This window comes from Streptococcus sp. AS14 (assembly GCF_000286495.1).
Lineage (GTDB): Bacteria > Bacillota > Bacilli > Lactobacillales > Streptococcaceae > Streptococcus > Streptococcus sanguinis_P.
This window is the reverse complement of the sequence record NZ_ALKI01000017.1, coordinates 62,174-77,031: the sequence shown is the minus strand read 5'-3', so window position 1 is coordinate 77,031 and position 14,858 is coordinate 62,174. Positions and strand designations below refer to the sequence as shown.

13 protein-coding genes are annotated in these 14,858 nt (G+C 47.2%); 2 read left to right on the top strand and 11 right to left on the bottom strand.

Annotated elements, in window-relative coordinates:
* Positions 1-361: 361 nt before the first annotated feature.
* Both HMPREF1150_RS02575 and pulA read left to right on the top strand, forming a co-directional pair.
* The gene (locus HMPREF1150_RS02575) at positions 362-1,345 is read left to right on the top strand and encodes a LacI family DNA-binding transcriptional regulator (RefSeq protein WP_009660250.1); all 984 of its coding nucleotides are present in this window, start codon (positions 362-364) and stop codon (positions 1,343-1,345) included.
* A gap of 117 nt (positions 1,346-1,462) precedes the next feature.
* Positions 1,463-3,538, top strand: coding sequence for a type I pullulanase (pulA, locus tag HMPREF1150_RS02580; RefSeq protein WP_009660159.1), 2,076 nt, complete (start codon positions 1,463-1,465; stop codon positions 3,536-3,538).
* A 43-nt stretch (positions 3,539-3,581) separates the two neighbouring features.
* Here the strand turns inward: pulA and thrC are convergent, their stop codons facing one another.
* The 11 genes from thrC to HMPREF1150_RS02635 all read right to left on the bottom strand — a co-directional run bounded on the left by thrC (position 3,582) and on the right by HMPREF1150_RS02635 (position 14,843).
* Positions 3,582-5,066, bottom strand: a complete 1,485-nt coding sequence (gene thrC, locus HMPREF1150_RS02585) for a threonine synthase (protein ID WP_009660252.1) — start codon at positions 5,064-5,066, stop codon at positions 3,582-3,584.
* A 112-nt stretch (positions 5,067-5,178) separates the two neighbouring features.
* Positions 5,179-6,261 carry a LysM domain-containing protein gene (locus tag HMPREF1150_RS02590; RefSeq protein WP_032905680.1) on the bottom strand — a complete coding sequence of 361 codons (1,083 nt, stop codon included), beginning with the start codon at positions 6,259-6,261 and terminating at the stop codon, positions 5,179-5,181.
* 217 nt (positions 6,262-6,478) lie between these two features.
* On the bottom strand, positions 6,479-7,447 hold the full coding sequence (locus tag HMPREF1150_RS02595) for a hypothetical protein (RefSeq protein WP_009660127.1): 969 nt from the start codon (positions 7,445-7,447) through the stop codon (positions 6,479-6,481).
* A 314-nt stretch (positions 7,448-7,761) separates the two neighbouring features.
* The gene (locus tag HMPREF1150_RS02600; RefSeq protein WP_002902008.1) at positions 7,762-8,385 is read right to left on the bottom strand and encodes a V-type ATP synthase subunit D; all 624 of its coding nucleotides are present in this window, start codon (positions 8,383-8,385) and stop codon (positions 7,762-7,764) included.
* Entirely contained in the window at positions 8,382-9,776 is a 1,395-nt protein-coding gene (locus tag HMPREF1150_RS02605) for a V-type ATP synthase subunit B (RefSeq protein WP_009660199.1), read from the bottom strand. The genes HMPREF1150_RS02600 and HMPREF1150_RS02605 overlap by 4 nt, the downstream gene beginning before the upstream one ends.
* Positions 9,763-11,553, bottom strand: coding sequence for a V-type ATP synthase subunit A (locus HMPREF1150_RS02610; protein WP_009660205.1), 1,791 nt, complete (start codon positions 11,551-11,553; stop codon positions 9,763-9,765). The genes HMPREF1150_RS02605 and HMPREF1150_RS02610 overlap by 14 nt, the downstream gene beginning before the upstream one ends.
* A gap of 175 nt (positions 11,554-11,728) precedes the next feature.
* Entirely contained in the window at positions 11,729-12,424 is a 696-nt protein-coding gene (locus tag HMPREF1150_RS02615; protein ID WP_009660200.1) for a GNAT family N-acetyltransferase, read from the bottom strand.
* A gap of 7 nt (positions 12,425-12,431) precedes the next feature.
* Entirely contained in the window at positions 12,432-12,752 is a 321-nt protein-coding gene (locus tag HMPREF1150_RS02620; protein WP_002894448.1) for a V-type ATP synthase subunit F, read from the bottom strand.
* The gene (locus HMPREF1150_RS02625) at positions 12,739-13,752 is read right to left on the bottom strand and encodes a V-type ATPase subunit (protein WP_009660201.1); all 1,014 of its coding nucleotides are present in this window, start codon (positions 13,750-13,752) and stop codon (positions 12,739-12,741) included. Before HMPREF1150_RS02625 ends, HMPREF1150_RS02620 begins: the two co-directional genes overlap by 14 nt.
* Before the next feature lie 10 nt (positions 13,753-13,762).
* Positions 13,763-14,353, bottom strand: coding sequence for a hypothetical protein (locus tag HMPREF1150_RS02630; protein ID WP_009660145.1), 591 nt, complete (start codon positions 14,351-14,353; stop codon positions 13,763-13,765).
* 10 nt (positions 14,354-14,363) lie between these two features.
* Entirely contained in the window at positions 14,364-14,843 is a 480-nt protein-coding gene (locus HMPREF1150_RS02635; RefSeq protein WP_002898768.1) for a V-type ATP synthase subunit K, read from the bottom strand.
* Between the last annotated feature and the right edge of the window lie 15 nt (positions 14,844-14,858).

Here is a 14,858-nt window from a genome sequence, read left to right as displayed (position 1 = left end):
AACCTATTTTTTTTTTTAGTGCAAGGGGTTTTTGAGATTTTTTTCAATTTATTGGTTAAAGGATATAATGCTCTTTTAGGACTCTCTTACAGCCCCAATTATTTGCCGTTTTTCTCTTCTTGCAAGCGTTCTCTTTTTGTGTTAAAATGTTCTTACAAACAGAAAACGTTTGCGTTTACTGAGAAACTGCTTTATACTTGTCTCTTCAACCATAATAGTTAGGCAATATCACTGGTTATAATAGCCATTTTGGGCATAGGTTTGCATGACTCATAGAAAGCAAGTGCTTCTACTACTAGATTTAAAATAGTTGATGTTATAGAAAGGATTTTCAGCAAATGCAGGCCTTTAGGAGGTTTTTATGCGAGTTACTATCAAAGAAGTCGCAAAACTAGCAGGCGTGTCGCCCTCTACTGTGACCCGCGTCGTGCAAAACAAATCAACCATCAGTGAAGAAACCAAAAAACGGGTCCGTGCCGCTATGAAAGAGCTGGACTATCATCCCAACCTCAATGCCAGAAGTCTGGTCAGCCAGTCCAGCCAGGTCATCGGCTTGGTCCTGCCGGACGACTCAGATGTCTTCTATCAAAACCCTTTTTTCCCAACTGTATTACGGGGGATTTCTCAGATTGCTTCTGACTATGACTATGCCATCCAGATCAGCACGGGGCAAGACGAAGAACATCGCTTGGAAAATCTGAAGCAAATGATTTTAGGAAAACGAGTAGATGGACTGATTTTTCTTTATTCTAAGCAGGACGATCCTTTGGTCGACTTTGCAGTCAGAAACAACTTCCCCTTCCTTATCCTAGGAAAAGCTGTCTCACCTTTCATCTCTCTGGTGGACAATGACAATATCAAGGCTGGCTATGACGCGACCAGATATTTCTTAGACAAGGGCTATCGAAAAATCGCCTTTCTGGCCGGGAATAAGGAGTTGGTCGTTTCTCAAGATCGTTACACAGGCTACAAGCAAGCTCTGAATGAAGCAGACCGGCCTTTGGATGATCGCATTATCAAATTTGCTTTCGGTTTCCTTCTGGAAGACAACAGTTACAAGATTATGGAGGAGTTACCGCTGGATGAGATTGAAGCTATTGTAACCTCTGATACCTTGGTAGCAGAAGGAGCCCTGCACTATCTCAAAGATCAGGACTACCAGATTCCCATTATCACCTTTGACTCTATCAAACCGCGCATCGATGTGGATGCCTATATTGATATCAATGCCCTCGAGCTTGGGAAAGAGTCCTTCCGGACCCTCTTCCAAATCATCAAGGACAATAAAGAAGACAAGCAAATCTGCTATCGCCAGCTGATTCCGCATAGCATCAGCACTCACTAATCCGAGTGCTTTTGCTCATTTATCAAGTATACACTGAGCGGCCTTGTCCCAACCCAGGGCAGAGCCTGAACTAAAAGCAATTACCCGAAGAGAAACCGACAAAGAAAGAGGAAAAACATGGCCTTTCGTATTTTTCAAGCCTATTTAGATGACGAAAACATCATCACCATCGAACTGGAAAAGAGCTTTGATGCCTATTCCATCCACTTTACACTGGAAGACAAGCACAGCTCCAGCCCTTTAACTATCAAAAATATCAACAATCAGGAAGAGCGGATTATCTATACCGTGTCGGCTAATGAGCCCATTGACCTGACGCAGTCCTACAAGGTCTATGACCAAGACCGCAACCATACCGACCTGCAGTACCGCCATATCGTGAAAAAGCCTATTTTCGATGAGATTTTTGACTATGCAGGCGACGATTTAGGAGCTCAATACAGTCCCCAAGCCACCGATTTCAAACTCTGGGCTCCTATTTCCGAAAAAGTCCTCCTGCATCTGAAAGACCAGGTTCACCATCTCAAACGTCTGGATAGGGGAGTCTGGCATACTCGGATTGAAGGAGATTTAGAGGGAGCCTCCTATTCTTATCTCCATAAGATCAATGGCAAGTGGATTGAAGTCCATGATCCCTACGCCCTATCCTCAGATGTCAATTCGGGAAACAGCTATGTCATCGATCTAGACAAGATTAAAAAGCCTATCAAACGAGCAAAAACACAGCTGAATCCGACAGAAGCCGTCATTTATGAAATGAGCGTCCGCGATTTCTCTATGCAGAAAGAAGCTGGTTTCTCCTATCCTGGGAAGTTTGCCTCGCTGAGCGAATCTCCAGTCGTCCACGGCCAGAAGTTCGGTCTGGACTATCTGAAAGAGCTAGGTATCAGCCACGTGCAGCTTCTGCCTGTCTACGATTTTGGCAGCGTTGATGAAAAGCATCCTGAACTCGTCTACAACTGGGGCTACGATCCTGTCCAGTACAATGTCCCAGACGGCAGTTTTGCCAGCGACCCACGAGACCCCTATGCCCGTATCATAGAGCTGCAGGCGGCCATTACTGCCTTCCACAATGCTGATATCAGCGTCATCATGGACGTGGTCTACAATCATGTCTATGATGCCAACAGCTATGCTTTTGAAAAAATTGTGCCCGGCTATTTTTTCCGACTCAATGACATGGGCTACCGGACCAACGGGACTTTCTGCGGCAATGATGTAGCCAGTGAGAAGGCCATGGCCCGCCGTTATATCAAGCAATCGGTCAAGCAATGGGTCAGTCTCTATGGCTTTGACGGTTTCCGCTTTGATCTAATGGGGATTTTAGATATCCAAACCATGCAGCAGATAGCTGACGAACTCAAGGCGCTCTACCCTAACATCTATCTCTATGGTGAAGGCTGGCAGATGGATACTGGACTGGCAAGTGAGCGATTGGCCCATCAGTACAATGCTGCCCAACTGCCAGATTATGGATTTTTCAGTGACCATTTCCGAGACAGCCTAAAGCAGACCATCGCCCAAGGTCGGCAAATCGAGAGCAAGACTCCTGCCAGTCAGCTTGAAAATGTCCTGACAGCCAATGTCGGACTAAAAGGCGAGACCCACTTCACTGCGCCCCAGCAGGCTATTAATTATGTCGAGTGCCATGACAATGCAACGGTTTTTGATTACTTTGACATCGTCAACCCTGCTATCACCCTGCGGGATCGGCTGGCCAATTCGCGGTTGGCTCTCCATCTCGTCCTGCTGGCTCAAGGTGTTCCCTTTATCCACAGCGGTCAGGAATTTTTCCGGACTAAAAATCTGATTGACAACACCTACAATATGCCTGACGAAATCAATAAACTAGACTGGCTACGCTCCCTGCATTACACAGAGGATATTGCTTTTGTTAAACAGCTGATTGCTTTTCGCAGAGCACATCCGCTGCTGCATCTAAAGACTAGCGCCGCCATCAAGCAAGCCTGTCAGGTCAATTGGCTGACAGACAGTTTATTGGAGTACAAGATTCAAGACAGCAAAGAAAGTATGACAATCGTCATCAACTTTGGCAACCAAGAGGCTGTCTATGAAAACAAAAACAAGCAAAGATTACATCTCAAGTATCCAGCCATTGATGCCCAAAAGCCTATCGCACCACTAGCTGACAGTTACAGCCTAGCTGGCAAGCAATTGATTGTGTTGAAATAGATTATAAAACATCAGCCAATGAATAAGCTGATGTTTTTATTTTTTACAATCCCAAGTAATCCTCGACTGCTGCCTGCATTTGGTCTGCAGCGACCGTCGTTGTGTGATATACTGGGGCTGTTTCTAAGCCGTCCACAGCTGGTGGCAGGGCTACGCCAGAAAGTTCGTGCAGTTGAGTCAAAGCCTCGAAGTCACTGAGTCCTGTTTGGCCAGTCACAGCCTCAACAGCCACGACTGGGAATTTATATGGACTAGCGGTAGATGCGATAACCGTCTTGCGCTGATCGCCAGTCTCTGCAAGATATTTTTGATAGACAGCAGACGCAACGGCAGTATGAGGGTCTTCGATGTAGTCAGATGCTTGATAGACCCGCTTGATTTCAGCTGCTGTTTCTTGCTCTGTCGCATACTCAGCTGCAAATAGTTCCAAAATCTCAGCATCAAAGTCCGTCAATTCATACTGTCCATGCTCATTCAGAGCCGCCATCAGGGCAGCTGTTTTCTCAGAGCTGTTACCAGACAGATGGAAAATCAAACGCTCCAAGTTAGAGGAGACCAAAATATCCATGGACGGACTAGACGTCACCTTGAAGCTCCGCTTCTTGTCATAAACGTGGGTCTTGAAGAAGTCAGTCAGGACATTGTTTTCATTAGATGCACAGATCAGCTTGCCAACTGGCAGACCGATTTGCTTGGCATAGTAGGCCGCCAAAATATTACCAAAGTTCCCTGTCGGAACGGTAAAGTTGACCTTGTCTCCTGCTGTGATTTCTCCCGTCTTCACCAGCTGAGCATAGGCATAGACATAGTAGACAATCTGAGGCACCAAACGGCCGATATTCATGGAATTAGCAGATGAAAACTGCAGCTTATGCTCCAGAAGACGAGCCCGTAGGTCTGTGTCATTGAACATGTGCTTAACATTGGTCTGGGCATCGTCAAAGTTGCCGTCAATGGCAACAACATGCGTATTGGCACCTGTCTGTGTCGTCATTTGCATCTCTTGGACCTTGCTGACACCATCTTTCGGATAAAAGACGATGATTTCAGTTCCTGGAACATCCGCAAAGCCTGCCATAGCAGCCTTTCCTGTGTCGCCAGAAGTCGCCGTCAAAATGACAATTTTGTTTTCCAAACCGTGCTTTTTAGCTGCAGTTGTCATCAAGTGAGGCAGGATAGACAAAGCCATATCCTTGAAGGCAATGGTCGCTCCGTGGAAAAGCTCTAGATTGTACTGACCATCCAGCTTGACCAAGGGAGCAATGGCTGCATCATCAAACTTGCTGTCATAGGCATGGTTGATACAGTGGTCCAGCTCCGCTTCAGAAAAATCATCCAAGAAAGCAGACAAAACCAGCTTGGCTACTTCCTGATAAGAAGCATCTTTGAGCTTGGCAAAGTCCAAATCGACCTGCGGATAGGTAATGGGCGTAAAGAGCCCACCATCTGTCGCCAATCCTTGCAGAATCGCCTGACTAGCTGTTACTCTATTCTTTTCGTCGCGTGTTGATTGATAAACTAAGGTCATTCTCACTCATCCTTTATCTGTAGTTCGCTTTATTATACCAAAATTTATCAGAAAATTCTCGCTTTTTCACAGAGAATATCAGAAAAAGCCCATTTCTGGGCTTGTTTTCATCTTATTCATTCATAGATACGTGAACGTGGTCATAGTGGTTTTCAGTTACGCTACCACGGTCTGGCATTTGGTTCCAAGTATTAGCTGGTCCATAAATGCTTTCAAATGGTGCATAGAACTGTTGCTGCCAGATAACGTAAGAGATTCCTCTTTCAGTCATGTTAGAAGTAACATCGGCTGCGACCCGGTTTCCTAATTCAGTATTCTCACCAACGATAAAGTCAGCTGCCAAGCCCTTACCATGGTCACCACTATCACCTGGGCGGTAGAGACTAAATTCTGTAATGCCATATTTAGCTGCTATTTCTTCTTTCAGAGCAGCAGTCTGTGGCTGAAGACCTTCATTAGCAGGATTGTTAGTTGTCACGCTAGCAGCGTCTGTTACAGCTGGAGCGTTGTAAGTTGTAGGTTCAACTGCAGCAGTTGCTTGACTGACTTGGTCTTGGCCTAATTCAGCTGCTGCTGGGGCTGCTTCAGCTGGTGCTTCTGGACTTGCAGCAACTACTGGTTGTGGAGCTGCTGCATTTTCTTCCGCAGCTGGCGCTGTTTCACTTGCAACTTCTGCTACTGGGGCAGGAGCTTCTTCAGTAGGTGCTGGTGCTTGGTCTGCTGGAGCCGCAACAGTTTTCTCAACAGCCGGAGCTGGAGTCTCTGCTGCTTGAGCCGGTGCCGCTGGAGCGGCTTGTTCAGTACCAAAAATCTCGTCAGCTGTATAACTTTCTGTTACATATCCTGCGTTATTTCTTGCTTGGTAGCTTTGGATTTCTACAGAGGCAATTTCATTTTGTCCATTTGTTGTAACGGTCAAAACAGTACCTGGGAAAATCAAGTCCGCATTGGCAATTTGATTGATTTTAGCCAATTCAACAAGGTCAATATTCATCGCTTGAGCGATATTTCCTAAAGTATCACCATATTGAACAGTGTATGTTTGTTGGTTTTCATTGCTCGTAATATCCGCTTTAATTTGCTCAACTGTTCTGGCAGTCCAGTTTTGTGGCTGCTCCTCAGCTTTTGTTGTAAACAAAGGCAATGCTGACAAAGCAACAGTTGAAGCCAAAAGTAATTTCTTATTCATTTTCATATGCAAAATGCACCTTCCTAATCATTCATGATACGAAATCCATCTTACCATAAATTTTCTAAGAAAAAAGCCTTTTTCGACCTATTTAACAGAACTGTCTGCCCCCTGTAATATGGAGATTTGTTTGTAACATATAAATATTTGCAATAAGCAAAAGAACCCCATTTAGAGAGGTTCTATATTGATATTTCTTTTGTATTTCTGGAACTTGACTAAGTTACTCCTTTTTCTCTTGTTGATCTTTCCAGTTGAGGTAGTCCTGATAGCTTTGTATAGGATAGTCTGTTAAGGGCTGGCTATTCTTGTTATATCTATTCTCAACAAGATAAACTGTCAATACCTCTTCTCCTTCTGGCGCCAGCCAATGAAGCATATGGTTAAACCAGTCCTCTGACGTTACGACACCCTGACGACCATACACTGTGCCTCCTCTGTCTAAGATCTTTTTAACCTGAGGATTTTCGCTTGTTAAATTAATCCTGCTGCCTTTTTTAGGGGCATCCTTTATAGAGCCATCCTTTTCCAAGTGATCTAACAGGAGGTAGCCATTTTCTCGAGCAATGTTACGCAACGTTGTCGCATTAACATCACTTGATAAAGTGGGATTGGAAGGATCAGCCCAGTGATGTTTTGGATTAATCTTTTTATAGTCTTCTGGGATGTCACTGATTTCATGCGTCTCTAAATTCAGAAACACTTTCTTATCCTTGTCCGAATCCTTTTCCCCTTTAGGACGAATCGTCACAGTAAGATAGTCCACTTCTTGATAATGGATAAGATGGTTTGACATGATTGGAAAATAAGATGGATTATATGACCGAACAGCCTGATAGAGGTCCACCTTTTGGGACGGATATCCTTCCTGATCCAAGTCAAAGATAACCACATTCCAGTGCTCTTCTTTTCGTTGAGGATGATAGGGTATATATTCTCCATCTACTTTATCAAGAATGCGTCCCTCCTGGCTAATAGTATAACGTTTCCCTGCAGACCATCCTCTTGTTATAGCCACAAATTGCTTATTTTCTCCAAATACAATAATATCACGAGAGGTTATTGCATCAAATGTACGATAAGTTTTTTTATCTTTATGGGCGCTTCCATTGAAATAGAAAAAACTAAACAAGCCCAAAGCTAACACAAGGAGGAGCCCAGCGCCCCACACCAACGTTTTCTTATTCTTCATCGCTTCCCTCATCATTCTACCATTTTATAGTCCCGCCGGCCATCAGTATATTTATTGAAGCTAACAGCATTAATCTTGTCCCATTATACCATACAAGAGATAGAGTGATAAAGAGAGTGAAAAAAGAACTGAACTCGGATTCATCGAATCCATAGTCCAGTTCCTATTTTTTATCAGTTTTCTTTGATTTTTTTATATTCTGCTAAATTGAACCCGACCTAAGCTCTTGGCAAAAAAGATAAAATCTCCTAGAGGCTAACGCCTCTTCGTCTATTTTCCTATTTTTGCTGTGAACTCTTAACGGTCTTGGTATCTTATTTCACCTTCATCATTCGGACGAGGCTGGCTCGTTCGGCTTCTTCCAGTTTCATTTCGATGTAGTAGATGGTTTCTTTGAGGTCAGGGATGGTAGCATACTCTAGTCCGTTGACCCGGCGGCGGGTTTTCTCGATTTCATCCGCCATGAGCTGGCAGCTTTTCTCAATCTCTGCCAGTCGCAGCAGGTCAGGAAGCAGATCGCTCATGCTTTCAATGGTTTCATCCATCTGGCTATTAGACGCCACATAGCTATAAACCACGTCTCCCTCGTCATCAGTATGCGGATTGTCAATATGGGCGTACATCTTGGGCACGCGCACACTCATGATATTCTCAGTCTCCACATGCAGATTGACCTCCCGCGTGGGGACGGCAAAAATCTCCTCGACCATGAGGTCGCTCTCCAGCGCCTTGGCCATGACAAAATCCTGTAGGTGGCCAACCAGAGCGGATTCGACCTTTTGGCGGAGCTGATTATTCTCACGGACAGACTCAATGAAGCGCCGCATCAGCTCATCCCGCTTGTCCTTGAGCAGTTTATGCCCACGGACAGCCGTTTTGAGACGGGCTTTTAAGTTATTCAGCTCCATCCGAGTCGGCTTGACATTGAGTCGCGTCATCTTTCTTCCTCCTTGGTCTGCGGCAGGTATTGGTCAATCATATCGTCCTTGATCCGCTTAAGCTCTGTTCTTGGTAAGATAGATAAGAGTTCCCAGCCCAGATCCAAGCTTTCCACAATGGTTCGATTGGTCTGGAAGCCTTGATTGATGTATTCCTGCTCGAAGCGGTCAGTAAAGCGCACATAGAGCTTGTCCGTTTCGGACAGGGCGGATTCTCCCAGAACGACAGCCAACTCCTTGGCCTGCTTGCCTTGCGCATAGGCAGCAAATAATTGGTTCATAGTTGCGGCATGGTCTCCTCTGGTCTTGCCCTCACCTGAACCCTTGTCCTTGAGACGAGACAGAGATGGCAGGACATTGATGGGCGGACGATAGCCGCTGTTGTAAAGGTCGCGTGAAAGGATAATCTGCCCCTCTGTAATATAACCTGTCAAGTCTGGAATCGGATGGGTAATGTCATCCTCTGGCATGGACAGGATCGGAATCTGCGTCACTGAGCCTTTCTTTCCTACCAGACGTCCAGCCCGCTCATAAAGGGTGGACAGGTTAGTATAGAGGTAACCCGGATACCCACGGCGGCCCGGCACCTCGCGACGAGCTGCGGAAACTTCCCGCAGGGCCTCACAGTAGTTGGTCATGTCGGTCATGATAACGAGAACGTGCATGTCCTTTTCATAAGCTAGGTACTCGGCTGCTGTCAGTGCAATCCGCGGTGTTGCAATCCGCTCGATAGCCGGATCATTAGCCAGATTGATAAAGAGCACCGAGCGGTCAATGGCTCCTGTCTCCCGGAGGTCATTCATGAAGAACTCGGCTTCTTCAAAGGTAATACCCATGGCCGCAAAGACCACGGCAAAGTTTTCATCAGAGTTGAGCACGGTTGCCTGACGGGCGATTTGAGCGGCCAATTCCTTGTGGGGCAGACCAGAGCCAGAAAATACTGGCAGTTTTTGTCCCCGAACCAAGGTATTGAGGTGGTCGATGGCCGAAATTCCAGTCTGAATAAACTCATCCGGATAGTCGCGAGCTACTGGATTGATAGCTTGACCGTCAATATCCAGATATTTTTCTGGCAAGATAGCTGGGCCGCCGTCAATCGGCTTACCCATTCCATTGAAAATCCGTCCCACCATGTCTTCTGACACTGGCAGCTCTAACGGACGGCCGGTAAAGCGGACCTTGGCTTTTTCCAGATTGATTCCGCTAGATCCCTCAAAAAGCTGGACCATAGCCTTGTCTTCTTGGACTTCCAGAACCTGGCCCTGACGCTTGCTGCCGTCATGCAGCTGGATTTCTACCAATTCATTGAAATGCACACCAGCGACTTGGTCGACAATCATCAGAGGGCCGACAACTTCACTGACGGTGCGGTATTCTTTAATGACGCTCATTGTCTAGTCCTCCTTGGGCAAGAATCTGGTGCAGGGTTTCCTCAATAGTCTGACTGAGAGCCCGAATTTTTTCCAGCTGGTCTTCGTGGATAAACTTACTGCGGGCAATTCGGTCACGCAGCTCCACCGTTCCCTCCATGATTTCTCGGAAATAAGCCCCCAGCTCCAAGGCACGATTGGCCTCCGCATCAAAGGTCAGGATATTGCTCAATAAAGCCACCTGCTTTTTGAAAGAAGTATAGGTGTCCACATCATCAAAGGCATTCTGCTGCAGATAGTCCTCGCGGATCATCTTGGCCGCATTCATGGTCAGCCTGTCCTTCTCAGACAAGGAATCCAAGCCCACCAAACGCACGATTTCCTGCAGTTCGCTTTCCTTTTGCAAGATATTCATGGCCTTGGTGACTTTCTCAGCCCAAGCAATCTTCTCATGCTGGTCGATATAGGCCCCCACTTCGTCTAGGTAGAGCGAATAGGAGCTTAGCCAGTTGATAGCTGGGAAATGCCGGCGTTGAGCAAGCTGAGCATCCAAGCCCCAGAAGACCTTGACAATCCGCAGGGTATTTTGCGTCACCGGCTCAGAAATATCTCCACCCGGAGGTGATACGGCTCCGATAGCAGTAATAGAGCCTTCACGCGCAGTCGAACCGAGCGTCTTGACCCGGCCAGCCCGCTCATAATACTCCGCAATCCGGCTGCCAAGATAGGCTGGATAGCCTTCGTCACCTGGCATTTCTTCCAGACGGCCAGACATTTCCCGCAGGGCTTCTGCCCAACGCGAAGTAGAATCCGCCATGATGGCCACGGAATAACCCATGTCACGGAAGTATTCTGCAATCGTAATCCCTGTGTAAATCGACGCTTCCCGAGCCGCTACCGGCATATTGGATGTGTTGGCAATCAGCACCGTCCGCTGCATGATGGACTGGCCAGTTGATGGGTCAATCAGTTCTGGAAATTCATTGAGTACGTCGGTCATCTCATTGCCACGCTCGCCGCAGCCGACATAGATAACGATGTCAACATTGGCAAACTTAGCCACCTGGTGCTGAACGACAGTCTTACCAGCCCCGAAAGGTCCTGGTACGGCTGCTGCTCCGCCCTTGGTCACTGGGAAGAAGGTATCAATGACCCGCTGACCTGTCACCAAAGGCTCAACCGGAATCAGCCTCTGAGCAAAAGGACGCCCACGACGGACCGGCCATTTTTGCATCAGAGCCCCTTTAAAGACAGACCCATCCGCTTGCTCAATCTCGTAAACAGTTTCTTCAACAGTGAAACTGCCAGCCGAGATATTGGTCAAACGTCCACTGACACCGACCGGCACCATGATGCGGTGCTCCACCAGATTGGTCTCCTGCACCGTTCCCAGAATATCGCCAGCCTCAACCGTATCTCCGACAGACAGACTTGGAACAAAATCCCACTTAGTCTTCCGGTCTAGATTTGGCAGTTGGACACCACGGACGAGAAAGTCACTCTTCGTGATGTTCTGGAAACGCTCCAAAGGCCGCTGAATCCCATCAAACATCTGAGAAATCAGACCTGGTCCCAGCTCAACGGACAGAGGGCTTCCAGTCGTGATGACCGGCTCTCCCGGACCCAAGCCAGAAGTTTCTTCATAAACCTGAATAGAGGCTTGGTCCCGCCGCATTTCGATAATTTCACCGATCAGCCCCAAATCGCCAACCCGGCAGATATCCTGAATATTCGCTTCCTGCATCCCTGATGCCAGCACCAGAGGACCAGAAACTTTGATAATCTTTCCTTGACTCACAATCTTCCTCCATTCTTGGGAGATTTTTCTTGTTTCTCCATAAAAATCAAAGCTCAAACTAAGTTAGATACGGACCTAGTTTGAATTTCATTTTCAAAGAGTATTTTTTTGATTCTTGCCGCGAGTTTAAAATCTTTCTTAGCTAACTCTAGGGCAAGGATTGTTTCTTTTTATTTTAAAAATCAGATAAAGCTTTTATTTGCCAGCCCTTTTCGTCGAAATTGTCTGGGCTTAGCCATTTTTCTAGACGACTCTTGACGGCCGGCCAATCCTTGTCAATCATGGACAGCCAGTCAGTATCTCGGTTGCGCCCCTTATATACAAGAGCCTGACGAAACCTGCCTTCATAGGTGAAACCAAGCCGCTCTGCTGCCCGCCTTGACGGCTGATTGAGGGCATCGCATTTCCATTCATAGCGGCGATACTCCAACTCTTCAAAGACATAGCGTGCCAGTAAATACTGGGCTTCTGTAGCCAGCCTAGTGCGCTTCAGCTTGGGCGAATAGGTCACAGCTCCCACTTCGATAACGCGGTTGCCCCGGTCAATCCTCATCAAGGCAAAAGTTCCGAGAGCCTTTCCGCTCTCCTTGTCCACAATCGCATAGTGAAAACGATCCTTTGCTGCCAGCATCTGATCTAGCAGCAGAGACCATTCTTCCTGATTTTGGGCAGGATTTTGAAAGAGATAGGTCCACATATCCGCAGGAGAATCCGGTCCATACACTTCATATAAATCTGCTCCATGCTTATCCTTGGACAAACGCTCAATAATAACATACTGGCCTTCGATTCGCTCCAGGTTGGGCAAGCCCCCCGGCTGAAAATCCGGCAGAGCATCCCCAATGGGTTGGCCTAGTTCATTGATTCGCATAAAAACCTCACAATATATCCTGTCCGACAGCCTTCTCGACATTTTCATGGATCCGCGAAAGAGCCAGTCCCGTGCTCCCCTTATGGGTAGGAATGAGCACAAGAGCAGGAATCTCCAGCTGGTCATAGTAAGCCAGGGTTTCTGGAATATCAGCAGCCATATCCTCCGTCAGATAGATAATGCCGAAATCTTCACGGGCAAGCCGACGCAGGGTATTGACCGTCTCCTGAGCTTCCTTAACCGGAAAGGTCTGAAAACCAATCAGCTTAAATGGGAGAATGGTATCGCGATTTCCCACGACAGCAATCTTGTAGCTAGTCTTGTCCATAAATCGGTCGCATCCTTTCTCTGATAAGCTCTACTGGCAACTGATTGTCCATTCCGGTCAAAATCAGCCGCAGATTCTTGACTTCCAGCTCCTTACCCAACAGATAGCGGGCCAGAGGGAGCGGTCCATCTGTCTCAAACTGACCAGCCGCAAGCAACTTAGCCTGCAAGAGGTCCGCTAGATATTCTAGCTCTACTGTCGTCAAGGTCTGGTTCCGCATTTTCTCCTCATAGGAGCGCAGTTCCAGATCGTAACCACAGGGATTGATCTGGCTAAACCAAGTCAAGAAATCTCCCTGCTCTGCCATGGCAATCCAGTTGGTAGCAGAAAGACTTCCCTCATCAGACAAGAGCTGCCTCATAAAGCTGCGCGGTTTTACCAAGCCAACAGCCCGCTTGACGGTGATGGCATTGTAAAAATCAATAGTCAGATTCACCAGCTGCAGCAAGCTCTCATCTTCCAACTCCTGTGTCAGACGCTTAAGATGCTGGAAATAAGCCATGTCCATGCCAATCTCCAGCACGCGCACATCCTGATAATCCTGGTATTCCTGCCAGGTCGCAAGCACCTCGTCCAGCATGAAATCTGGACAATACTCAGCCGAAAAGGCCATAACTAGGTGCTCTAAAACCTCCAGCGAATAGGTCCCCACCGGCATCAGCAAATGCTTTAAGGACTGACCTGTCGCCCGACTCTTGAGAAAAACCTTGAGATTGTGGTAGGTATAGCGGAGCGTGAAAATCTCCACTAACTCCTTACTTGGACTGATCTCAAGCGCCCAATTATAAACGGAATACAAATGCTTCATCAGTACTTGCTCAATGGCATTGAGATCCTTAATCGCTTCAGCATCCATGGCATAGACCGTTCCCTGCAGAAGAGCCGAACGGCTGGCAGGATCGTCAGCCTGCAGCAACTGTTCATATTGCTGGGGCGTCAAAAAGGAAGCCTCCTGCACACTAATGGCTGTATTGACTTGAGAGAAGCTTGTTTCACTCATGGTCCGCCTCCTATTCTGCCTGGTCTTTGAAAATATCCTGAGCCAGACGGTAGCTTTCCTCCTGCCAGACAGAATCCAGCAAGTCACGATAGAGATAACTATCATCCACTCGTCCTTGGCTTAGTACAAAGCCTGCCTGACCGGCTATGGACTGGTCTGAAAAATGCACTCGCGGAAAGGCCTTTTTCAACCCTTCTAACTGACTGGAGCTGAATTTCTCATCTGATAGAGCACCGAAAACCAGTGTCATCTCTTCCTCTTGGTATTTAGCCAGGACATTCTTCAGAAAATGCTCTTCCTCAATCTGTGACCAAGCTGCCATCTGAGCATAAGCCTCTTCAAAAAGCTCTCTGAGAACCCGCTGCTTGATGACCAGAGTAGACTGGCGCTTTTGATTTTCTAACTGCTGAATATCGCGCTGACTGCGACGGCTGATTTCTTTGAGCTGCTGCTCCCGCTGTCCAAGCTTTTGCCGAACCAGCTGGGCCTCACGTTCCTTGGCTTCCTGCTCTATTTTCTCAGTAGCCTCGGCTAAGAGCAAACGCCCCTTCTCGTGAGCCTGCTCCAAGACAGAAGCTTTGAGATCTGATATGTCAGACATAAAAGCCTCCTTACTTCACATTCAGAACCATGATGAAGGATACAACGAAGGCCAAGATGGCGTAGGTTTCAACCATGGCCGCCAGGATAACCCCTTTCATGACCTCTTCCGGACGCTTGGCCAAAATCTGAATACCAGCGGTCGCCACTCGTCCTTGATGCTTGGCTGAAAAGTAACCAACAATGGCAACTGGCAAAGCAGCCAGGAAATAAGCTACGCCTGATTGCAGAGCCAATTCTGGCTTGATATTAAAGAAGACGGTAATCCCGATAACAAAGCCGTAGAGACCTTGGGTACCTGGCAAAAGCTGTAAAATCAGAGCTTGAGCGAATTTTTCTGGTTGCTCTTTCAAGAGGGCTGCCGCTGCCTGACCCGTGCTTCCAACACCCAGAGCTGAGCCCATTCCGCTGAGAAAAACCGCTAAAGCTACTCCCAGACCTGCAAAAAAGGCGCCGCCGTAAGTTCCAAAATATGATGCTAAATGTTCCATGATTTACTCCTATGA